At 51.4% G+C, this 21,732-nt stretch carries 21 protein-coding genes; all 21 read left to right on the top strand.

Annotated features, from left to right (window positions below; all coding sequences use genetic code 11):
- The first annotated feature begins 6 nt into the window (after positions 1-6).
- Positions 7-1,119: a histidinol-phosphate transaminase gene (gene hisC, locus SGN16_RS08270; RefSeq protein ID WP_210643481.1), complete on the top strand. Its 1,113-nt coding sequence runs from the start codon at positions 7-9 to the stop codon at positions 1,117-1,119.
- A gap of 28 nt (positions 1,120-1,147) precedes the next feature.
- Complete coding sequence (locus SGN16_RS08275; RefSeq protein WP_335945675.1) at positions 1,148-3,355, top strand: bifunctional prephenate dehydrogenase/3-phosphoshikimate 1-carboxyvinyltransferase; 2,208 nt, start codon at positions 1,148-1,150, stop codon at positions 3,353-3,355.
- Complete coding sequence (cmk, locus tag SGN16_RS08280; protein WP_135844356.1) at positions 3,352-4,041, top strand: (d)CMP kinase; 690 nt, start codon at positions 3,352-3,354, stop codon at positions 4,039-4,041. Before SGN16_RS08275 ends, cmk begins: the two co-directional genes overlap by 4 nt.
- 120 nt (positions 4,042-4,161) lie before the next feature.
- Positions 4,162-5,856 carry a 30S ribosomal protein S1 gene (gene rpsA / locus SGN16_RS08285; protein WP_210643483.1) on the top strand — a complete coding sequence of 565 codons (1,695 nt, stop codon included), beginning with the start codon at positions 4,162-4,164 and terminating at the stop codon, positions 5,854-5,856.
- 226 nt (positions 5,857-6,082) lie between these two features.
- A complete protein-coding gene (locus SGN16_RS08290) occupies positions 6,083-6,361 on the top strand; it encodes a hypothetical protein (RefSeq protein ID WP_335945626.1) in 279 nt (92 codons plus the stop codon).
- A 145-nt stretch (positions 6,362-6,506) separates the two neighbouring features.
- A complete protein-coding gene (gene ihfB / locus SGN16_RS08295) occupies positions 6,507-6,806 on the top strand; it encodes an integration host factor subunit beta (protein ID WP_135844358.1) in 300 nt (99 codons plus the stop codon).
- Between the two features lie 26 nt (positions 6,807-6,832).
- The gene (locus SGN16_RS08300; RefSeq protein ID WP_335945627.1) at positions 6,833-7,057 is read left to right on the top strand and encodes a LapA family protein; all 225 of its coding nucleotides are present in this window, start codon (positions 6,833-6,835) and stop codon (positions 7,055-7,057) included.
- A 192-nt stretch (positions 7,058-7,249) separates the two neighbouring features.
- Positions 7,250-8,296 carry a Wzz/FepE/Etk N-terminal domain-containing protein gene (locus SGN16_RS08305; RefSeq protein WP_335945628.1) on the top strand — a complete coding sequence of 349 codons (1,047 nt, stop codon included), beginning with the start codon at positions 7,250-7,252 and terminating at the stop codon, positions 8,294-8,296.
- A gap of 553 nt (positions 8,297-8,849) precedes the next feature.
- Positions 8,850-9,746 (top strand): hypothetical protein, encoded by an 897-nt coding sequence (locus tag SGN16_RS08310; RefSeq protein ID WP_335945629.1) that lies wholly within the window; start codon positions 8,850-8,852, stop codon positions 9,744-9,746.
- A gap of 43 nt (positions 9,747-9,789) precedes the next feature.
- Positions 9,790-10,944, top strand: coding sequence for a hypothetical protein (locus SGN16_RS08315; protein WP_335945630.1), 1,155 nt, complete (start codon positions 9,790-9,792; stop codon positions 10,942-10,944).
- Positions 10,945-11,068: 124 nt separating this feature from the next.
- Positions 11,069-11,548: a DapH/DapD/GlmU-related protein gene (locus SGN16_RS08320; protein WP_335945631.1), complete on the top strand. Its 480-nt coding sequence runs from the start codon at positions 11,069-11,071 to the stop codon at positions 11,546-11,548.
- Positions 11,549-12,547: a UDP-N-acetylglucosamine 4,6-dehydratase (inverting) gene (pseB, locus tag SGN16_RS08325; RefSeq protein WP_335945632.1), complete on the top strand. Its 999-nt coding sequence runs from the start codon at positions 11,549-11,551 to the stop codon at positions 12,545-12,547.
- A gap of 3 nt (positions 12,548-12,550) precedes the next feature.
- Positions 12,551-13,711, top strand: coding sequence for a UDP-4-amino-4,6-dideoxy-N-acetyl-beta-L-altrosamine transaminase (gene pseC / locus SGN16_RS08330; protein WP_335945633.1), 1,161 nt, complete (start codon positions 12,551-12,553; stop codon positions 13,709-13,711).
- Positions 13,708-14,409, top strand: a complete 702-nt coding sequence (pseF, locus tag SGN16_RS08335; protein WP_335945634.1) for a pseudaminic acid cytidylyltransferase — start codon at positions 13,708-13,710, stop codon at positions 14,407-14,409. Before pseC ends, pseF begins: the two co-directional genes overlap by 4 nt.
- A 5-nt stretch (positions 14,410-14,414) precedes the next feature.
- Positions 14,415-15,524, top strand: coding sequence for a UDP-2,4-diacetamido-2,4,6-trideoxy-beta-L-altropyranose hydrolase (gene pseG / locus SGN16_RS08340; RefSeq protein WP_335945676.1), 1,110 nt, complete (start codon positions 14,415-14,417; stop codon positions 15,522-15,524).
- On the top strand, positions 15,517-16,059 hold the full coding sequence (pseH, locus tag SGN16_RS08345; protein ID WP_335945635.1) for a UDP-4-amino-4,6-dideoxy-N-acetyl-beta-L-altrosamine N-acetyltransferase: 543 nt from the start codon (positions 15,517-15,519) through the stop codon (positions 16,057-16,059). The genes pseG and pseH overlap by 8 nt, the downstream gene beginning before the upstream one ends.
- Positions 16,046-17,098: a pseudaminic acid synthase gene (pseI, locus tag SGN16_RS08350; protein WP_335945636.1), complete on the top strand. Its 1,053-nt coding sequence runs from the start codon at positions 16,046-16,048 to the stop codon at positions 17,096-17,098. Before pseH ends, pseI begins: the two co-directional genes overlap by 14 nt.
- 32 nt (positions 17,099-17,130) lie before the next feature.
- Positions 17,131-18,435, top strand: a complete 1,305-nt coding sequence (locus SGN16_RS08355) for a hypothetical protein (protein WP_335945637.1) — start codon at positions 17,131-17,133, stop codon at positions 18,433-18,435.
- Positions 18,436-18,441: 6 nt separating this feature from the next.
- Complete coding sequence (locus SGN16_RS08360) at positions 18,442-19,995, top strand: capsule biosynthesis protein (RefSeq protein WP_335945638.1); 1,554 nt, start codon at positions 18,442-18,444, stop codon at positions 19,993-19,995.
- On the top strand, positions 19,992-20,786 hold the full coding sequence (locus tag SGN16_RS08365) for a glycosyltransferase family 2 protein (protein ID WP_335945639.1): 795 nt from the start codon (positions 19,992-19,994) through the stop codon (positions 20,784-20,786). Before SGN16_RS08360 ends, SGN16_RS08365 begins: the two co-directional genes overlap by 4 nt.
- Complete coding sequence (locus tag SGN16_RS08370; protein ID WP_335945640.1) at positions 20,783-21,724, top strand: UDP-glucuronic acid decarboxylase family protein; 942 nt, start codon at positions 20,783-20,785, stop codon at positions 21,722-21,724. The genes SGN16_RS08365 and SGN16_RS08370 overlap by 4 nt, the downstream gene beginning before the upstream one ends.
- The last annotated feature ends 8 nt before the right edge of the window (positions 21,725-21,732 follow it).

Here is a 21,732-nt window from a genome sequence, read left to right on the forward strand (position 1 = left end):
TAGCAAATGAGTGGCAACTTCCTCGCTCTGGCACAGCCAGGCGTGCAACAACTCTCGCCTTACGTTCCAGGCAAGCCTGTGGACGAACTGGCCCGCGAGCTGGACCTGGACCCGGCCAGCATCGTCAAGTTGGCGAGCAACGAAAACCCGCTGGGCGCGAGTCCCAAGGCGCTGGCGGCGATCCGCGACGAGCTGGCCGAGCTGACCCGTTACCCTGATGGCAACGGCTTCTCGCTCAAGAGCCTGCTGGCCGAACGCTGTGGCGTGGAGCTGAACCAGGTGACCCTGGGCAACGGTTCCAATGACATTCTCGAGCTGGTGGCGCGTGCCTACCTGGCGCCGGGCCTCAATGCGGTGTTCAGCGAGCACGCGTTTGCGGTCTACCCGATCGCGACCCAGGCCGTCGGCGCGGACGCCCGTGTGGTTCCGGCCAAGAACTGGGGGCATGACCTGCCAGCCATGCTGGCCGCCATCGACGCCAACACCCGTGTGGTTTTCATTGCCAACCCGAACAACCCGACCGGTACCTGGTTCGACGCCCAGGCCCTGGATGACTTCCTGCAGGATGTGCCCGAGCACGTGCTGGTGGTGCTGGACGAGGCCTATATCGAGTACGCCGAAGGCAGCGACTTGCCCGATGGCCTGGACTTCCTGGCTGCCTACCCGAACCTGTTGGTCTCGCGTACGTTCTCGAAGGCCTATGGCCTGGCCTCGCTGCGAGTCGGCTATGGCCTGTCCACCGCGGTGGTGGCCGATGTGCTGAATCGCGTGCGTCAGCCGTTCAACGTCAACAGCTTCGCCCTGGCCGCCGCCTGCGCTGCATTGCAGGATGACGCCTACCTGGCCGAAAGCCGCCGTCTTAACGAGGCTGGCATGCAGCAACTGGAAGCCGGGTTCCGTGAGTTGGGCCTGAGCTGGATTCCATCGAAAGGCAATTTCATCTGCGTCGATGTCGGGCGTGTCGCCGCGCCGGTATTCCAGGGCTTGCTGGGTGAAGGCGTGATCGTGCGTCCGGTGGCCAATTACGGCATGCCGAACCACCTGCGTATCACCATTGGCCTGCCAGCAGAAAACAGCCGTTTCCTCGAGGCGTTGAGCAAGGTCCTGGCTCGTGGTTGATGTCACTTCACTGCAACCTGCTGCCCCTATGATCGGTCGCCTGGTGGTGGTGGGCCTGGGGTTGATCGGCGGTTCGTTTGCCAAGGGCTTGCGTGAAAGCGGCCTGTGCCGTGAGGTGGTCGGTGTCGATCTGGATCCGCAGTCGCGCAAGTTGGCGGTGGAGTTGGGGGTGGTCGACCGCTGTGAGGATGACCTGGCAATCGCTTGCCAGGGCGCCGATGTGATCCAGTTGGCGGTGCCGATCCTGGCCATGGAAAAATTGCTGGTGCGCCTGGCTGCCATGGATCTGGGGAGTGCCATTCTCACGGATGTCGGCAGCGCCAAGGGTAACGTCGTACGTGCTGCCGCCGAAGCCTTCGGCGGCATGCCAGCGCGCTTCGTGCCCGGGCATCCGATCGCCGGCTCCGAGCAGAGTGGGGTGGAAGCCTCCAACTCGGAACTGTTTCGTCGTCACAAAGTGATATTGACGCCGCTGGAGCAGACCGACCCGGCTGCGCTGGCGGTGGTGGACCGTTTGTGGCGCGAACTGGGTGCCGATGTCGAGCACATGCAGGTCGAGCGTCACGACGAAGTGTTGGCCGCTACCAGCCATTTGCCGCACCTGTTGGCGTTCGGTCTGGTGGATTCATTGGCCAAACGCAATGAAAATCTTGAGATCTTCCGTTACGCTGCCGGCGGTTTCCGCGATTTCACAAGAATCGCCGGAAGCGACCCGGTCATGTGGCACGACATCTTCCTCGCTAACCGCGAAGCTGTCCTGCGCACACTCGATACATTTCGCAGCGATCTCGACGCCTTGCGCGACGCGGTCGATGCTGGGGACGGGCACCAATTGCTGGGCGTTTTCACACGCGCCAGGGTGGCCCGCGAGCATTTCAGTAAAATCCTGGCCCGTCGGGCCTATGTGGACGCTATGAACTCCAACGATCTGATTTTCCTGGCGCAACCTGGTGGCTCCCTGAGTGGGCGTATTCGTGTACCGGGCGATAAATCGATTTCCCACCGTTCGATCATGCTTGGCTCCCTGGCCGAAGGTGTGACCGAGGTGGAAGGTTTCCTCGAGGGCGAAGACGCCCTGGCGACGCTGCAGGCGTTTCGTGACATGGGCGTGGTCATCGAAGGCCCGCACCACGGTCGCGTGACCATCCATGGTGTCGGCCTGCACGGCCTCAAGCCTGCTCCGGGCCCGATCTACCTGGGTAACTCCGGTACCTCGATGCGCCTGTTGTCCGGCCTGCTGGCCGCGCAGGACTTCGACAGCACCCTGACCGGTGACGCCTCGCTGTCCAAGCGCCCGATGAATCGCGTAGCCAACCCACTGCGGGAAATGGGCGCGGTCATCGAGACCGCGGCTGACGGCCGTCCACCGATGACCATTCGCGGTGGCCACAAGCTCAAGGGCCTGACCTACACCATGCCGATGGCCAGCGCCCAGGTGAAATCCTGCCTGCTGCTGGCCGGCCTCTATGCCGAAGGCAAGACCACCGTCACCGAGCCGGCTCCGACCCGCGATCACACCGAGCGCATGCTGCGTGGCTTTGGCTACCCGGTCACGGTCAACGGTGCCACGGCTAGCGTCGAGTCCGGCAACAAATTGACCGCGACCCACATTGAAGTGCCGGGCGATATCTCGTCGTCGGCGTTCTTCCTGGTGGCCGCCTCGATCGCCGAAGGTTCTGACCTGGTGCTCGAGCACGTCGGCATCAACCCGACCCGTACCGGCGTGATCGACATCCTGCGTCTGATGGGCGCTGATATCACCCTGGAAAACCAGCGTGAAGTCGGCGGCGAACCGGTAGCAGACTTGCGCGTACGAGCAGCTAAACTCAAGGGTATCGAGATTCCCGAGGCGCTGGTCCCGCTGGCCATCGACGAATTCCCGGTGCTGTTCGTGGCGGCCGCCTGTGCAGAAGGGCGCACCGTGCTGACCGGCGCCGAAGAACTGCGGGTCAAGGAGTCGGATCGCATCCAGGTGATGGCGGATGGCTTGCTCGCCCTGGGCGTCAAGTGCCAGCCCACGCCGGACGGCATTATCATCGACGGCGGCCAGATCGGCGGCGGCGAAGTCCATGGCCACGGAGACCATCGCATCGCCATGGCCTTCAGTGTTGCGTCGTTGCGCGCCAGTGCGCCGATTCGCATCCATGATTGCGCCAACGTCGCAACGTCGTTCCCGAACTTCCTGGCGCTGTGCGCGCAGGTCGGTATTCGAGTGGCACAAGAGGCGCAGTCGTGAATATCAAGGCACCGGTCGTCACCATCGATGGCCCAAGCGGCTCGGGCAAGGGCACCGTCGCCGGGATCCTGGCCAGGCAACTGGGCTGGAACCTGCTCGATTCGGGTGCCCTGTATCGTCTGCTGGCATTCGCCGCCGCCAATCATGGCGTCGATCTGACCAACGAAGAGTTGCTAAAGGCGCTGGCCGCGCATCTGGACGTGCAGTTCATCGCGGCGACCGACGGTCAGTTGCAGCGCATCATTCTGGAGGGCGATGAAGTCAGCGATGTCATCCGCACCGAAAGTGTCGGTGCCGGTGCTTCCCAGGTCGCCGCGCTGCCGGCGGTGCGCGAGGCGTTGCTGCAACGCCAGCGCGCCTTCCAGGAGCCACCGGGGCTGGTGGCCGACGGTCGCGACATGGGCACGGTAGTGTTTCCCGATGCGCCGCTGAAGATTTTTCTCACCGCCAGTGCGGAGGAGAGGGCGCGTCGCCGTTATTTGCAGTTGAAGGGCAAAGGCGAGGATGTTAGTCTGTCGAGTCTGCTAGATGAGATCCGTGCACGCGACGAGCGTGACACCCAGCGCGCAGTAGCCCCGCTCAAGCCGGCGGCTGACGCGATACAGCTGGATTCCACGGAGTTGTCCATCGATCAGGTGTTGCAACGCATCATGAGCGAGATCGCCATTCGCGATATCGCCGGGTGACCAGGAAGCTCCGCAGGGGACCAGTCATAGTCCTGCGGTGCTTCTTTTATATGAAACTAACCCACACTGTCTGGGGTGTGGAGGCGGGCGTATTCTTCGCCCTAATCAACAGGAATTAAAATGAGCGAAAGCTTTGCGGAACTCTTTGAAGAAAGCCTGAAAACCCTGAACCTTCAGGCAGGCTCCATCATCACCGGTGTTATCGTTGATATCGATTACCAAGCTCGCTGGGTAACCGTTCACGCTGGTCTGAAGTCTGAAGCACTCATCCCGCTTGAGCAGTTCTACAACGACGCTGGCGAACTGAACATCAACGTCGGTGACGAAGTTCACGTTGCGCTGGACTCGGTTGAAGATGGCTTTGGTGAAACCAAGCTGTCCCGTGAAAAAGCCAAGCGCGCTGAATGCTGGATCGTTCTGGAAGCGGCTTTCGCAGCTGAGGAAGTGGTCAAGGGCGTTATCAACGGTAAGGTTAAAGGCGGCTTCACTGTCGACGTTAACGGCATCCGTGCGTTCCTGCCAGGTTCCCTGGTTGACGTCCGTCCAGTGCGCGACACCACGCACCTGGAAGGCAAAGAGCTGGAATTCAAGGTCATCAAGCTGGACCAGAAGCGCAACAACGTTGTCGTTTCCCGTCGCAGTGTCCTGGAAGCCGAGAACTCCGCCGAGCGTGAAGCTCTGCTGGAATCGCTGCAGGAAGGCCAACAGGTCAAAGGTATCGTCAAGAACCTCACCGATTACGGCGCATTCGTCGATCTGGGTGGCGTCGATGGCCTGCTGCACATCACCGACATGGCCTGGAAGCGTATCAAGCATCCTTCGGAAATCGTCAACGTTGGCGACGAGATCGATGTCAAGGTTCTGAAGTACGATCGCGAGCGCAATCGTGTTTCCCTGGGCCTCAAGCAACTGGGCGAAGATCCATGGGTTGCTATCAAAGCCCGTTACCCAGAAGGCACTCGCGTCACCGCTCGTGTTACCAACCTGACCGACTACGGCTGCTTCGCTGAGCTGGAAGAAGGCGTTGAAGGCCTGGTACACGTTTCCGAAATGGACTGGACCAACAAGAACATCCACCCTTCGAAAGTCGTACAAGTCGGCGACGAAGTGGAAGTCATGGTTCTGGACATCGACGAAGAGCGTCGTCGTATCTCCCTCGGCATCAAGCAGTGCAAGTCCAACCCATGGGAAGACTTCTCTGGCCAGTTCAACAAGGGCGATAAAATCTCCGGCACCATCAAGTCGATCACCGATTTCGGTATCTTCATTGGTCTGGACGGCGGCATCGACGGTCTGGTTCACCTGTCCGACATCTCCTGGAACGAAGTGGGCGAAGAAGCCGTACGCCGCTTCAAGAAGGGCGACGAGCTGGACACCGTTATCCTGTCGGTTGACCCAGAGCGCGAGCGCATTTCCCTGGGTATCAAGCAACTGGAAAGCGATCCGTTCTCCGAGTACGTTCAAGAGAACGACAAAGGCGCAATCGTTAAGGGCATCGTGAAAGAAGTTGACGCTAAAGGCGCCATCATCACCCTGGCCGACGATATCGAAGCGACTCTGAAAGCCTCCGAAATCAGCCGTGACCGCGTTGAAGACGCGCGTAACGTCCTGAAAGAAGGCGAAGAAGTAGAAGCCAAGATCATCAGCGTTGACCGCAAGAGCCGCGTAATCCAGCTCTCCATCAAGTCGAAAGACGTTGAAGAAGAGAAAGAAGCAATCCAGAGCCTGCGCGACAAGCCAGCTTCGGACACTGCTGCTCCTGGTCCTACCACTCTGGGCGACCTGTTGCGTGCACAAATGGAAAAACAGAACTGAGTTCTGTCAGACCATAGAAAAAGGGCGACTTCGGTCGCCCTTTTTTGTGCCTGCGATATTTCAGAATTTTCCGACTCCCGTAAACGCCGCAGAGTTGCGATCATTCGAGACGCTACGAAACCAACCGCTCAGCCTGGCTGTCTCTTTTATGAAACAGATCAATAATCTCTTCGGGGCTCTGGCTTGTGTGCGTAATCGGTCCTGGCTCTCTACCTAAAGGATCTGAATGAACAAGTTCTATCTGGTGTTGGCCGTCCTGGTGCTAGCGGGTTGCTCTACAAGCGCCAAGACCCACGCAGTGCGTGGTGTCAGCGGTATCGAGGTCGATTGCTCAGGGTTGGGGTCCGGTTGGGAGAGGTGCCATAAGCGCGCTGCAAGGGAGTGCAAGGGTGCAGGTTACAAGGTCATTACCCGCTCTGACGATGCGAAGGATGAAGATCAATATCCCTTTGGTTTCAATCCGGCAGGTTACCTGACTCGCACGATGCTGGTGATCTGTCGATAGCATGAGGAAAGTCATGCTGCCTGCATGGGAAGAGCCTGCAAGGGGGTAATGAAGAATGTCAATACTTGGGCTGTTCAAATCCCTCCGACCATGCTAAAACCTTTTCAAGCGATTTTCCTAGCTGCTTGAAAAAGAAGGGAAAAATATGACGAAGTCGGAGTTGATCGAACGAATTGTCACCCATCAAGGGCTACTCTCATCCAAGGATGTGGAGCTGGCTATCAAGACCATGCTTGAGCAAATGTCCCAATGCCTGGCTACCGGAGATCGTATCGAGATCCGTGGTTTCGGCAGCTTCTCCCTCCACTACCGCGCCCCGCGAGTAGGTCGCAATCCAAAAACCGGCCAGTCCGTCAGCCTTGATGGGAAGTTCGTTCCTCATTTCAAGCCGGGCAAGGAGCTCAGGGATCGCGTAAACGAGGAGGAGGAGGGTGATGACCTTTGACGGGGCAGCCCAAGAAGGAGGTGTTCATGTGGAACTTTAAGCGTTTGGCATTTGTCGTACTTGCGGTGCTCGTGGCTTCAGCTATCGTACTGTTCGTGCTTGAAAATAATCAGCCTGTCGCGCTGCTGTTCCTGGGATGGTCGGCTCCGCAATTTCCTGTTTCAGTTTTTGTGTTGCTGGCGCTTCTCGTGGGTATGATGATCGGCCCGCTGCTCGGATGGCTCGTGGGCGTGCGTCGGCGGTTGAAATAATGGATGTGTGAAGCCTGGAGTCTTGGAGTAAGGATCACTGCCTACAATTTTTTCTGACTTTGGGTGCTTTTTTGTTCGTATTTAATCTGACTTCGTTTGCCGTAGTGTCTGCCGGGGACTTGCCCGTCTTGCCTTTTAATGCGTTCAGGGTGTCTGTAAGCGCAATGTCGAAAAAAGCAAGCGAGGCTGCTCATGCAAAATAATCATGTTGAAGGCCATGGCGCGGATGAGATCGATCTGATTGAGCTTGTGCGCGGATTATGGGCTCAGAAGTGGTTGATCCTTGGTATTACTTTGCTAGTTACTGTTGGTGCGGCTGCGTATGCGTTCCTCAGTAAACCTGTCTATGAAGCAAAGCTTTTCATCATGCCTCCTACTCAGAACGGTATTGCTGAGTTGAATTATGGGCGGGGGAAAAGTACCGAGCTGGAAACTTATTCCATCGCATATGTTTACGACGTATTCGCTCGAAATCTTCAGGGCGAATCCCTTCGTCAAAAATTTTTCAATGACGTTTACCTGCCTTCGCTTGAAGAGTCCCGGCGAAAGGGCGCGCTCGACCGTTTGTACGAGCGTTTTTCCCGTGAGCTGGTGATTAAAGGGCCGGGTAAGGATACGCCGGATCGTTTTTCGGTCACGGTTCAAGGTGGAGATCCTGTCCAGGCCACTGAATGGGCAAAGGCTTACGTCCAGCGCGCTAGCGAAGCAGCCGAGCTGGAGCTGATCAAGAACGTCACGAGTGAGGCGTCTGTGAGGGCGCGAAATCTGGAGCAGCGGATTGTTAGCTTGCGCGAGACCGCGCAACGGGTGCGTGAGGATCGGATTCAGCAGTTGCGTGAAGCGTTGAAGATTGCCGAGGCGATTGGCTTGGCTACGCCGACAATAAACTCCTCTGCTGCGGTGGATATTACTGTAGAAGCTGCTAATAAGATGGATTATCAGCGTGGTAGCAAGGCTTTGGCTGCTGAAATCAATGCGCTGGAGTCCAGAACTTCTGATGATGCCTTTATATCCGATTTGCGCCCGCTGCAGATGCGTTACAATTTTTACCGTAAGCTTAATATAGATTCTGAACGTATTTCAGTATATCGGCAGGATGGTAGTGTTGAAGTTCCAGAGAGTCCGATCAAACCTAGAAAAGGTTTAATTGTGGTGTTGGGGGTGATTGCTGGTCTGATATTGGGTGGATTCATCGCCTTGATTAATTTTGTTCTGGTTCGGAATCGAAAGGTAGCGTGATAGCTGTTATCTTAATGGTTTAAGTTATATATGTTAGTGCTATCCATGAAGTCGAGTTCTTATAGTTTTTAAGCTGTTTGGCCTGTCGTCGCAAAGGTATTTGCAGCGGCAGGCCTTTCTCATTTATGTTTCTGGTGTTGATGCTTGCCCTATTAGTGAGTGATGCCTCAATGATGTCATTTGCGGTGGTTTCCTCGCGCTAAGGATAAAGTGGCTATCGATTTGCCTCTCGTAAAATTGTCGGAGATCAGCGACATATTTTGCAAGGGGCGTATAATCGCTGCCATTTAGGCAGGCGGCATTGTGCTGTGTCGTATTGGAAAGTGCTCTCATGGGGAGGCAGAGTGTAAGCGGCAACTCCTAGGGTGACGGTTGTGAAGATTTTATTCGCAGTCATCTGAGGTTTTGGATGAGTTGGTCTAGCAGGAGAAGCGAAAGCGCAAGGGTATCGCGATTGCTTCCAGGTCGATGAGGCAGCCTTAGGATGGCACATGGCGTGTCGGCCAGTCACGGTTATCGTTTTACTGCAAAATTAGGGGGGGGCAGGAGGGTTATGTTGACGAAATATAAAATTATGCGAGGCCTGTTTAAACGCAGGATGGTCAGGACTTTAGTTTGGAAGATCGTAGCATACTTTAATAAAGGGCGGCTGGAGGTTTTTTGTAAAGAGCAGCTAAGAAGAAGGCATGAGTCCTTTGTAGCTTTTGATGCTAATTCCATTGCGCCGGTAGTTGCAGAGTTGGAAGCCAGTGGTGCCATGGTCGGCCCCTCATTGCCTAAAGAAGTTATTCAGTACCTATCGGAGTATTCTGAGGCGCATCCCTGTTTCGCTGATAGAGATCAAACAAAAGGATTTTATCTAAAAGATAGGGAAAAGGCGGAAAAGTCGTTGGGGAAAGAGCTTCTTCTGGCCCAATATTTTAATGCGGGAGAAGACGCGGTAATTGCTAAAATAGCCAATGATCCTTATCTGCTTTCGATTGCTGCCAGCTATTTGAAGGTTCCACCAAAATTGATGAGTGTCAATATGTGGTGGACTTTTCCCGTGGATGCGAGCGAGGAAGATAAGGCGCGCCATGCGCATGTTTTTCATTTTGATTTGGATGATCTTAAATTTGTTAAGTTTTTCTTTTATTTGACCGATGTTGACGATCAAGCAGGTCCTCATGTTTTTGTGAAAACTTCAAATAGAATAATCAATTATAAAACCCCAATGCTCAGGTCTCGTCGTTTCACCGATGAGGAAATAGTTGCAGGGTACGGCGCGGACAACATTGTAAAAGTATTCGGGCCTGCTGGGACTTGTTTGATAGAAGACACAATTACTGTACATAAGGGGGTGACCCCTGTCTCACGTGCCAGGCTCATGTTGCAGTTTGAATACTCAATTAACACCTACTCGGAAATTAGTTGTGTCAGTGATAGGAACGCTCAAAAAATATTCGTCTAGGATGCATGCTTGGTCCTATCTTTTATTTGCAGGCGCTGCATCTATGGTCGCCGCACTTAAGGGTTTTGCCTATGCTCATCTTCTTTCCGTGAGTCAGTATGCCCAAATAAATTATTATTTGCTGATTGTTGGGTTGGGGGCTCTCGTTGTTGGTTCTGGAGTAATAATAAAATGTCACTCTGAGATGCCGCTGCTTGTTAAAGATGCGGCAAAGTTGTCTGAGTTTACCTCTAATGTAAAATGGTTCGGTGGCGGTTTCTGGTTGATTGGGTTGGTAGGGTTGGTTGCATACGGCGTTTTGTCGAGTGCCCCACTTTTTATTTTTATATTGTCACTTGTCCAAGTGCTGATTTTTTTTATTTTTACGATTGATTTGATGGTAATAAAAAGTAAAAAAAAATTTGTGGAGTATGCTAGGCAGTTATTCTTCAGGAATCTGATGGTTGCCTTGGCGGGTTTGTGTGTGGCATTTGTTATGGCTGATGCTGCGCTTGCAATTTTGGCTGAAGTTTGCATAGGTTTTTTGCTTTGCTTCAGATCGCTTGCAGGTTGGCTTGTAAATGCGACCGTTCCGGGTCGAGCTTTCATGATCGACTGTCTGAAGTTTGTCCCTGTTACGTGCGTGGGGGCTTTTATGCAATATATAGACAGGGTGTTTGCCGCTTATTTTATGAGCGCAGAAGAGTTTTCCCGGTTTTCATATCTTTCGCTTGTCGTAATGGTGGCGCTTTCTATTCAGCAGTTAATTAATACAAGGGTAATAACCTTGCTTCCGGAAATTTGCCAAGTGAGCGCTAAGGCAGGATTCAACTATGTTGTCAAAATTTCCCTTCTGGTATGCATGTTTTTATCGGTAGTGTTGTTGTGCCTGTTGTGGCTTTTACAGAGTCGTTGGTTCGCAGCAGCATGGCTCGACGTGGGTATTGGAGTGAGTGCTGTTTTTCTAGCCTGCGCAATTCTGCGTGCAGCCGACTTCTATTCGGCTTATCTGTTGGTAATGTCTCAAAAAAATAAACTTCTGGTGATCCAGATCGGAATGCTCGGATTTTTTGCCGTCTTGACACTCCTGTACGGTTTCTGGTTTCGCTCTGGTGGAATTTTTGCCTATGTATTATTGATGTGTATCGGCTTTTTTTTGTCGTTGATGCTGTTGATTTATACATCTTGGAGAGTCAGTGTTGTTAAAGAAATTATATGACGGTATACATGCACGACTTCGTGTTGTTGGCTTATTCATTAGAGTGCTTCCAAGAAAGTCATTGTTTTCGCCTTTTGCAAGGATTTCTAGGCGAGGGAGTGTATTGATTGGTGAGCGAACGACGGTGAAAAGCGCATTGTTGAATGCCGGTACCGGAACGATCAAGCTGGGTGATCGTGTATGGCTAAATGATGGCGTTGAGCTTTCGGCTATGACGGATATTTCTGTAGGCGAAGGGACGACCATTCAACGAAACGTCACCATCAATGGTGACGTTGCAATCGGCAAGGAGTGCCTCCTGGCACCAAATATTTTTATCTCATCCACCTCGCATGTGCATGATCGCTACGCTGGAGTGAGTATCCGCGAACAAGAGCGGCGAATCACGCGTGAGGATTTTTTAGCGAATTACAACAAGCCAATCCAGATCGGCGACGATGTTTGGATAGGCGCGAATGCGGTTATAATGCCCGGTGTTAAAATTGGATCGCACGCGGTGATCGGCGCGAATTCCGTAGTGACCAGGGATGTTCCGGTAGGGGCAATAGTAGTAGGTGGTCCTGCAAAAATAATTAAGTTTCGCTTTGGGTTTGAGGGCGTCTAGATGTTGAGTAATAAAACAATTTTGGTGACAGGCGGTACCGGTTCTTTCGGGAATACATTTGTGCCGATGACCCTGGCCAAGTACAACCCGAAGAAGATCATCATCTTTTCCAGGGATGAGATGAAGCAATGGGACATGGCAAAAAAATTCCAAGGCGATTCGCGTGTTCGCTTCTTCATCGGCGACGTTCGCGACAAAGAGCGCCTTTATCGCGCTCTTGATGGTGTTGATTACGTAGTGCACGCCGCAGCCACAAAAATTGTCCCCACTGCCGAGTACAACCCGTTTGAGTGCATCAAGACGAACATCAATGGCGCCATGAACCTGATCGATGCCTGTATCGACAAGGGCATCAAGCGTGTTGTGGCGCTGTCAACCGACAAGGCGAGCAGTCCGATTAATCTGTACGGCGCAACCAAGTTGGCATCCGACAAGTTGTTCGTTGCTGGTAACTCCTATGCTGGCGGTCACGAAACCCGCATGGCGGTGGTGCGTTATGGCAATGTGATGGGGTCGCGCGGTTCGGTTATCCCATTTTTCATGTCCATCAAGGATTCCGGTGAGCTGCCAATCACTGATGATCGCATGACCCGCTTCATGATTTCCCTCGAAGAGGGCGTTGAACTGGTCTGGCATGCCTTCGAGGACATGGAAGGTGGCGAAATCTATGTGAAGAAGATCCCATCGATGAAAGTGACCGATCTTGCTCGCGTAGTAGCGCCGGATGCCAAGCAAAAAATCGTCGGTATTCGTCCCGGGGAAAAACTGCACGAACAAATGATCAGTGCTGAGGACTCTTATTACACTTATGAGTACCCAGAGCACTTCAAGATTCTGCCCGTTATCAACGAATGGGCGACTTGTCCGAAGCGCATCAAGGATGGCAAAAAGGTTCCAGAAGGCTTCGTTTATGCCAGTGACAACAATACCGAATGGATGAGCGACGAAGATCTTCGCAATTGGATTAGCGTCAACGAAACCAAGATCGGGAGTATTTGATACATGATTCCGTACGGTCGCCAGGACATAACCCAAGCTGATATTGATGCAGTGATTGGTGTGTTGCAATCTGATTTTCTCACCCAAGGCCCCATGGTGCCTCGTTTCGAGCAGCAGGTTGCTGAGCATGTAGGAGCCAGTCACGCGTTAGCGGTCAACAGCGCGACATCTGCTCTGCATATCGCGTGTCTTGCGCTGGGGCTCGGCCCTGGCGATCGTTTATGGACGAGCCCCGTCACCTTCGTCGCTTCCGCCAACTGCGGTTTGTACTGCGGTGCACAAGTTGACTTCGTGGACATCGATCCTCGTACTTACAATCTTTGTCCGCAGGCGCTGGAACGTAAACTGGAACGGGCTGAACGAGAAGGTACGTTGCCCAAAGTGGTTGTACCCGTTCATCTTTGTGGTCAGCCCTGCGACATGCAGGCAATCCACAAACTCGCTAAACGTTACAGCTTCAAGGTCATCGAAGACGCGTCACATGCCATCGGCGGTAAATATAAAGGCGAATTTATAGGTAACGGTAAATATAGCGATATCACTGTATTCAGTTTCCACCCAGTCAAAATCATTACTACCGCCGAAGGTGGGATGGCGCTGACTAACGATGCTGAGCTGGCCAATAAGATGGCGCTGTTGCGCAGTCATGGTATTACCCGTGATCCGCAACAGATGACTCACGAGACGGACGGCCCTTGGTACTATCAGCAGATCGAACTCGGCTTCAATTATCGAATGACTGAGCTGCAGGCCGCCTTAGGTGTCAGCCAGATGGAGCGTTTGGATCAATACATCGTGCGGCGTCATCAGTTGGCTGCTCGCTATAATGATCTGTTGGCGGAGTTACCAGTGGTTACTCCTTGGCAACATGTAGACAGTTATTCGGGGCTTCATCTGTACGTGATTCGCTTGCAGCTGGATAAAGTAACCAGGAGTCACCGCCAAGTGTTCGAATCCCTTCGCGAACAAGGGATTGGCGTGAACCTGCATTACATCCCTGTCCACACCCAACCGTATTACGCGCAGATGGGGTTCAAGCCTGAGGACTTCCCGGTCGCGCAAGCTTACTATCGTGAAGCCATCAGCATCCCGATGTTCCAGACAATGAGCAATGAACAGCAGGATCAAGTCGTCGCCGCTATCGCCAAGGCACTGAAGGCATGAAACTGGCCGTCATTCCTGCCCGGGGTGGCAGCAAACGTATCCCGCGAAAAAATATAAAAATGTTTTGCGGCAAGCCGATGATCGCCTGGTCAATCGAAACCGCGCTTGAAAGCGGCTGCTTCGATAAAGTCGTGGTCTCTACTGATGACGAGGAGATTGCAAATGTTGCGCGCCAATACGGAGCCTGTGTTCCGTTCATGCGCCCGGCGGAGCTGTCGGATGATTACACCGGAACCATACCGGTCATCCAGCAGGCCATTGAATGGCTGAGCGCTGACGGTTTCGATGCTCAACAGGTGTGCTGTGTCTATGCAACAGCTCCCTTTGTTAGCTCCGATGACTTGCGACGCGGTTTGGCTCTCTTGGAACAGACGGGAAGCCAGTACGCATTTTCGGTTACCAGTTATGCATTTCCAATCCAGCGAGCGATTCGCCTGACAGAATCGGGGCGTGTTGAAATGTTCAACGCTGAACATTTCAACACCCGCTCTCAAGATCTTGAAGAGAGTTATCACGATGCCGGGCAATTCTATTGGGGACTGGCCAGTGCATGGTTGGACGGGAAAATGATTTTCGGTCCTGAATCCAGCGCGGTGCTGCTACCGCGTCATCGGGTGCAAGATATCGATACTCCAGAAGATTGGGTCCGAGCGGAGTGGATGTACAAGGCACTCCAAGCGGAGGCGGGCCCGTTGTGAACGGCATGAAAGTGGTATTCCGGGCCGATGCTTCGCTGCAGATAGGTAGCGGACACATTATGCGTTGCCTAACGTTGGCCGAGGCGTTGAGGGCAGAAGGGGTTGAGTGCCATTTTATTTGTCGAGAACATCCAGGAAACTTGCTCGATTTCATTCGCAATAAAGGTTTTGAAGCGTTTGGTCTGAAGCCAGTAGTTAACGCTGATTTTGTTGATCGCCAGGTTCTGCAAGGGGATCATCTCGCTCACTCAGACTGGCTGTGTGCTACTCAATCACAAGACGCGCAGGAGTGTGCTGCCCTGCTTGGAGGCTTAAGGCCAGATTGGTTGATAGTAGATCACTACGCCTTGGACATGCGTTGGGAAGCATCATTGCAGAAGTACTTCAAACATCTTCTGGTCATTGATGACCTGGCGGATCGCAAACATATCTGTGATCTACTTCTTGACCAGAACCTTGGTCGTGCGGAACAAGACTATGTGGGGCTCGTTCCAGAGAGTTGCCACGTAATGGTAGGGGCACAGTTTGCGCTCCTGCGCCCCGAGTTTGCTCGCCTGCGTATGCAAAGTCTGGAGAGCCGTGGGTCAGCTATGCTTCAACATCTTTTGATCACGATGGGAGGCGTGGACCAAGCGAATGCAACTGGAGCCGTCCTGCAAGCCTTGAAAGCCTGTTCTTTACCTGACGGTTGCCGAATTAGCGTAGTGATGGGGCTTAAAGCGCCATACCTAACGTCGGTAAAAGAAGTCGCGAGCACTATGCCATGGCCAACTGAGGTGCTGGTTAACGTAACAAATATGGCTGAGCGCATGACCTGCGCAGACCTTATCGTTGGCGCCGCTGGAAGTACTTCTTGGGAGCGATGCTGCCTGGGGGTTCCGACCATTATGGTGGTGTTGGCGGATAACCAGAAACCTGCAGCTAGAGCGCTTCTAAGCTCTGGTAGCGTTCTGCTTATTGAGCTGGTGCAGGACATACCTGCATGCTTGCCTCCGGCCATACTCGCTCTGGCCCAGCCAGGCGCCTTACTGGAGATGAGTGAGCGTGCGCGAAAATATTGCGATGGGCTAGGCGCTGAGCGAGTGATTAAAAGAATGGGCGATAGGAATGAATAGTTCGCAGGAGACTCGTTTATCAGTTCGTGTCATGACGTCAGATGATCTGGACACTGTTCTCACATGGCGGAATCATCCGAACATCCGTCGCTATATGTATACCCAGCATGAAATCGCGTTAGAGGAGCATCGTGCCTGGTTCAATCGTGCCTCTGGTGATTCCAGCAAGCATCTTTTGATCTTTGAAGTGAATGGATCGGCGCGGGGGTTCGTGAGTTTCATCGTACGAGAGGTGCCGGGCGTTGCGGACTGGGGATTCTATGTTGCTCCCGAGGCAGAGAAAGGTACGGGACGGCAATTGGGACAAACAGCCCTGAAATACGCGTTCCAAAGCCTTCATCTTCATAAGGTTTGTGGGCAGGCTCTGGTGTTTAACGAACGCTCCATCAAATTCCATCGTGGTTTAGGGTTTCAGCAGGAAGGCATTTTGCGTGACCAGCACTACGATGGCCAAAATTATCATGCGGTCATTTGCTTCGGTTTGTTGAACACCGAATGGCAGCCAAATGGGAGTCAGGCGTATGCAAAACCCTAGTATCAACATCGCGGGCCGCAAAATTGGTGCTGATGAACCTCCGTATATTATTGCTGAGCTTTCTGCCAATCATAACGGTAATTTTGAAACCGCAAAGCGAATCATGGAAGAGGCCAAGAAGGCCGGCGCCGACGCGATCAAATTGCAAACGTATACGGCGGATACTATTACGCTGGATTGTGACTCCAAAGATTTTCAAATCAGTGGTGGGTTGTGGGATGGACGGACGTTATATGAACTCTATCAAGAGGCACATATGCCTTGGGAGTGGCATGCTCCGTTATTTGACTATGCTAGAAAATTGGGTATCACTATTTTTAGTTCGCCTTTTGATTCTACAGCAGTTGATCTGCTCGAAAGTCTTAATACTCCAGCATATAAAATTGCTTCGTTCGAGGCGATTGACTTACCGCTGATCAAATATGTTGCCCGTACAGGGAAGCCTATGATCATTTCTACTGGGATGGCCGATGCCGAAGAGATTGCGGAAGCTATTGAGGCCGCTCGAGAAGGTGGCTGTAAAGAGCTCGCGATTCTTCATTGTGTAAGTGGTTACCCTGCTCCCGCGCAAGATTACAATCTACGCACGATACCAGACATGATTCAGCGTCATGGTCTGGTGACCGGCTTATCCGATCACACCTTGGACAATACCACTGCGATTACGAGCGTCGCCCTAGGTGCATCGATCATTGAAAAGCACTTCACCCTTGATCGAAGAGGTGGCGGCCCTGATGATAGTTTTTCCCTTGAGCCGGCGGAGCTTGTAGCTCTGTGTCGGGATAGCCAAACAGCATGGGCGGCGCTGGGAAAGGTTGATTACGGTTGTAAGTCGAGTGAGCAGGGAAATGTGCAGTTCAGGCGATCTCTGTATGCTGTAGAAGACATTTCTAAGGGCGAATTTCTAAGCCTCAAGAATGTGAGGAGTGTACGGCCGGGTTATGGTCTGGCACCGAAGCATCTGGAGGCGATTCTAGGAAAAACCGCATCTGTGGATATCAAGAAAAATACTCCTTTGAGCTTTGACATTTTAAGATGAAGTGCGCAGTGGGCTGGAAGGAGTAGGTGATATTGATTATCACAAAAAAAAATTTATGGCAGATACTTTCGCCCATCATAATAGTCCTGATGGTGGCGGTGTTCTTTGCTGCTTTGGAGTTGTCCATTCCGTTCACATCCGCATTTGCGGATGTGTATCCGGCCTATGGCGTATATGCTCTGTTTTATATGTTGCTTGTTATCTCTTATCTTGTTCTGTCGTTTAATTTGTACGCTCTGAGCCCTTGCGTGACTCCAAAGCTAACATATTCACCTCCTAGTGCTCTTTATTTAGTCATGCGGCTCTCATGTTGGATCTCAATAATAGGGTTGCTTTTTTTGGTGATTGACCGTTCTTTATATCAGGGTGTGGATTTTTTAAATGATAATTTTGTTGAAATAAGATCTCGCCTAAATGGTGAGAGGGGAGGTGGAGAAGGGGTTTCCTCTGTTTTTAGTGTCTTAGGGAATCTTTTACAGTTTTGGTATTATTTTGCTTTTGTGTTTTTGATTTATTATTATGAGTTTTTTTCAACTAGGCAAAGGCGAACTCTTGGCGTTCTGATTATTATTTCATTATTGACGGGGTCGTATATTTTAGGTGGCAGATCGTTAGTCGGTGTGCTGGGTGTAAGTTTTATTGCTGTGATTATCGCTCGAGGAAGCTCGGGGCGTGGCGTCTATTCTGAATTGTTCAAGGTTAGATCTTTGGTTTGGATTTTTTTTGCAGGCATGTCGTGTCTGGTTATTATTATGTATGTCTTCTATGCTCGGGCTTCTGTCGGGGGAAACAACTCTGAAGCTTACTTGAATAGCTTTGTGGATCATCTGCACGGCGTAAAAACTCAATCCTATGAGGCTTGTAGTGGGGGCGCTGTATGCGATTTGAAGAATTATCTACTACTGACGGCTTTGTATGTAACGCACACTTTTTGGGTGCTTTCTGAAAATATTCAATATACACCTTCCGATGCGGGCGGGTCGGCATTGTGGGGAGGGGTACTTGCGCTGTATTCAAAGATTGGTAGTGCGGCAGGAGGTGAATACCAATATGCTGGGTTGTTCAACTCATTACCTGGCTCGATTTATTATGAATATGGCCAACTTGGGGTGATGGTAGGTGCTCTTCTTCTCGGCGGTTTGCTTTCGTTAATGAATTTTTTGCTGCTGCGATCTACAGGAGTCTTCAAGGTTATATTTTACGTTGCTCTGTTGGATACTTTGCTGGTTGCTCCCGTTTTGTCATCTCTAAATGTAATTATGTTTATATTTGTTCTGGCTTCTCTGTGTGTAACCGCTTTTATATATGTTTTTTTGTGCTCGATGAGAAGGGAGTGAAGGTTGATGAGAATTGGGTTTGTTAATATGTTCTCTTTTAGGCCTCACGTCGAGCATCTTTATTACTTGGCTGCAATTGTAGCTAAAGATGGTCATGAGGTTTTTTTTCTAACTTGCGATGGTGTGGTCTCTAATTGCTATTCAAGGGCCATTAAAGGTAAGCGCAAGTTGGTTGAGTGCCCTAAATGTATATTGGGTGGGGTTAGAAGTTTCCCTGTTAAAAATATTACTTCTGTGAGTAGAAGCTCAACGCAACTAGATGTGAAGGTGCTGGATGAACTGGCGCTGTCCAGCTCATGTACGTTAAATCGGACCGAGTCTGAAGTTGAGTGGAATGAGCCTCAGGTCGTTGCGGTGAGAGAAAGTCTGTATGAGCCTATCAATAAAGTTCACCAAAGCGCGCTTCGCTGGATAGAGGATAATGGTCTTGAAGCGGTTGTTTGCTTCAATGGTCGTATGGACCTGACCCGTGCAGTGACTTATGCGTGCGAGCAAAAGAACATCCCTTATGTAACCCATGAGCGAACCTGGTTCGGCGACGGGCTTCAATTGATCCCGAATGCGAACTGTTTGTCACTCAAGGCGTTGGGCGATATGGTCAAGGAATACGATGATAAGCCATTGACCAGCGAGCAGGCGTATCTGGCTGGACGACTGGCCGGTGAGCGTTTTTTGCAAACGAACTCTCTTGAGTGGCGGTTATATAACGAGAATCCAGAGCCTGCACCTTGGCCATTGAAGAGTGATGGGCCAAAGGTGCTTGTTATTCCAAGCAGCAAGAACGAATTTGCAGGCCACGACGAATGGCGGACGGACTGGGAAGATAACACCAAGGCACTCGATGATTTATTCGAAGCATTTTCCATCAGGCCCGACCAAGTGGTAGTTCGTTGTCATCCTAATTGGGCCGAGAATATTGGCAAAGTCGTAGGAGACCGGTCATTGGCCTTATATAGGAATTGGGCCGAGAGGAATAGTATTTATTGTATTTCCAGTGAGCAGAAGGCGAGCACCTATGATCTTATCCAGCAGGCAGATATAGTCGTTCTAAACGGAGGGAGCTCAGCAGTAGAGGCTGGTGTCTGTGGGAAACAGGTTATATGCATGGGGCCATCGACTTACCAGGAGGCCGGATTTGTAAGGGTTTTTCGCGATAAGCAATCGTTATATAGGGATGAGGCTCTGGTTTCACTGGATCCTGATACGATCATTCGTAAGACCCTACGTTTCCTTTATTTAAGGTCTCATCGATTTGCTCAATATGTCGATTATGTCCGTGCTATTGAAACCACCCGTTATGAGTATTTCGAAGGGGCTGATCCTGAGAGAATCATCTCAATGCTCAAAACGGGTAAAATGACAGCCGATGATGCTTCCTTTGCTGATGACAGCCGAAGTGAAGATGACGTGGTTGCTGCTTTGAAAAATAAAGAATGGAAGAAACTGGCAGGTTATGAAGTCAAACGTATCAAGTTGAAACCACTTCTGATTCAGCGACGTTTTGGATTGCGCTGGGTAGATAATATCAGGGCTAAAATGCCAAGAGGAGATAGAGGTTGAGTGAGTTAGCTCGGGAGCTGGTTTCTGTCATCATGCCGTCCTATAACGCTGCGGCACTGATCGCGCGGTCGATACAGTCTGTGATTGATCAGACTTACCCCGATTGGGAGCTGATTGTTATAGATGACTGTTCGAAGGACTCGACTCGCCAAGTTGTCCAGTCATTCGTAGAGAAGGACTCAAGAATCAAACTTATTCCTTTGGACAAGAATAATGGAGCCCCTGCGGCGCCCAGAAATATAGGCGTTCGTAGTGCGCGCGGCTCATGGATAGCCTTTTTAGATGCGGATGATATTTGGCATCCGCAAAAGTTGATGCTCCAGATGGATGCGCTTGAAAAACATAATCTGGAGTTTTGCTGTACCCAGATGAAGGATTTTACTGACGACACACGCTTGTCTTTTGATCCAGTTGAAAATATTGGCTGTGAACATATCAGTTTTGCTAAGCAGCAGATAAAGGGACGCATTCCAACTTCGAGCGTCGTCCTGAAAAAGGAAATTATGCTGCGTTTTCCTTTTAATGAAGATATCCGTTATAAGGCCGTCGAAGATTACCATTGTTGGCTAAGAGTGCACGAAGCGATAGGCAATACTGTCAAATTGTGCTATCCCTTGTTGAGCTATCGGCGAATAGCCGGTCAAATCTCGGGCTCAAAGCGATACATGCTTGAACGTATGTATATGGTTCACAGGGAGTATCCAGGAACCTCCAGCGCCCAGGCGGCGCTTTATACCCTCACTCATGCGTTGGGTGGATTTTACTATCGAATTTTAAGGAAGGGATTATGAAACGTGTCATGGTAACTGGTGGTGCCGGCTTCTTGGGTTCTCATCTATGTGAGCGGTTGCTTGAGCAGGGCTCCGAAGTGCTTTGTGTCGATAACTTCTACACCGGTGCGAAGCGTAATATTGCGCACCTGTTAACGAATCCTTATTTCGAGCTTCTTCGCCATGACGTTACCTTTCCATTACACGTCGAGGTTGATGAAATATATAACCTGGCATGTCCTGCGTCACCTGTCCATTACCAATTTGATCCGGTGCAGACACTGAAAACAAGTGTTCACGGGGCCATTAATATGTTGGGCCTTGCCAAGCGTACCAAAGCCAAAATCTTCCAGGCTTCTACTAGTGAAGTGTACGGAGATCCTGAGGTTCATCCGCAGCCTGAATCCTATTGGGGGAAGGTAAACCCTATCGGTATTCGTTCCTGCTACGACGAGGGTAAACGTTGTGCCGAGACCTTGTTTTCCGATTACCATCGCCAACACAATGTACGTATAAAAATTGCACGTATCTTTAATACGTATGGTCCACGCATGCATCCGAACGACGGTCGTGTAGTGAGCAATTTTATTGTTCAGGCGCTTCGGGGTGACGATATCACTATCTACGGTGAGGGGCAGCAAACTCGCAGCTTCTGTTATGTGGATGATCTTGTTGAAGGTTTCTTGCGTCTGATGAATACCTCAGATGAGATCACCGGCCCCGTTAATCTTGGAAATCCCGGAGAGTTTACCATTCGGCAATTAGCAGAGCGGGTGCTTGAGTTGGTGGGGTCGAACTCAAAACTTATTTTTCAGCCATTACCTCAAGATGATCCGCAGCAACGCCAGCCTGATATTAGCTATGCTAAGGAAATTCTGGATTGGCAACCAACGATAATGCTTGATCAGGGCTTGGAAAAGACGATTAAGTATTTTGATAATTTGCTGTCAGAAAAATAATAGAAAGT

This window comes from Pseudomonas sp. G166, assembly GCF_037027455.2.
Lineage (GTDB): Bacteria > Pseudomonadota > Gammaproteobacteria > Pseudomonadales > Pseudomonadaceae > Aquipseudomonas.

Coding starts and splice junctions, on each gene's coding strand:
- SGN16_RS08290 (WP_335945626.1), top strand. CDS start 6,083: ATGAACAAGTTCTATCTGGTGTTGGCCGTCCTGGTGCTAGCGGGTTGC.
- pseH (WP_335945635.1), top strand. CDS start 15,517: ATGAATAGTTCGCAGGAGACTCGTTTATCAGTTCGTGTCATGACGTCA.
- SGN16_RS08305 (WP_335945628.1), top strand. CDS start 7,250: ATGCAAAATAATCATGTTGAAGGCCATGGCGCGGATGAGATCGATCTG.
- SGN16_RS08360 (WP_335945638.1), top strand. CDS start 18,442: ATGAGAATTGGGTTTGTTAATATGTTCTCTTTTAGGCCTCACGTCGAG.
- SGN16_RS08310 (WP_335945629.1), top strand. CDS start 8,850: ATGTTGACGAAATATAAAATTATGCGAGGCCTGTTTAAACGCAGGATG.
- pseG (WP_335945676.1), top strand. CDS start 14,415: ATGAAAGTGGTATTCCGGGCCGATGCTTCGCTGCAGATAGGTAGCGGA.
- ihfB (WP_135844358.1), top strand. CDS start 6,507: ATGACGAAGTCGGAGTTGATCGAACGAATTGTCACCCATCAAGGGCTA.
- pseC (WP_335945633.1), top strand. CDS start 12,551: ATGATTCCGTACGGTCGCCAGGACATAACCCAAGCTGATATTGATGCA.
- pseB (WP_335945632.1), top strand. CDS start 11,549: ATGTTGAGTAATAAAACAATTTTGGTGACAGGCGGTACCGGTTCTTTC.
- SGN16_RS08370 (WP_335945640.1), top strand. CDS start 20,783: ATGAAACGTGTCATGGTAACTGGTGGTGCCGGCTTCTTGGGTTCTCAT.
- pseF (WP_335945634.1), top strand. CDS start 13,708: ATGAAACTGGCCGTCATTCCTGCCCGGGGTGGCAGCAAACGTATCCCG.
- pseI (WP_335945636.1), top strand. CDS start 16,046: ATGCAAAACCCTAGTATCAACATCGCGGGCCGCAAAATTGGTGCTGAT.
- rpsA (WP_210643483.1), top strand. CDS start 4,162: ATGAGCGAAAGCTTTGCGGAACTCTTTGAAGAAAGCCTGAAAACCCTG.
- hisC (WP_210643481.1), top strand. CDS start 7: ATGAGTGGCAACTTCCTCGCTCTGGCACAGCCAGGCGTGCAACAACTC.
- SGN16_RS08315 (WP_335945630.1), top strand. CDS start 9,790: ATGGTCGCCGCACTTAAGGGTTTTGCCTATGCTCATCTTCTTTCCGTG.
- SGN16_RS08300 (WP_335945627.1), top strand. CDS start 6,833: ATGTGGAACTTTAAGCGTTTGGCATTTGTCGTACTTGCGGTGCTCGTG.
- SGN16_RS08275 (WP_335945675.1), top strand. CDS start 1,148: ATGATCGGTCGCCTGGTGGTGGTGGGCCTGGGGTTGATCGGCGGTTCG.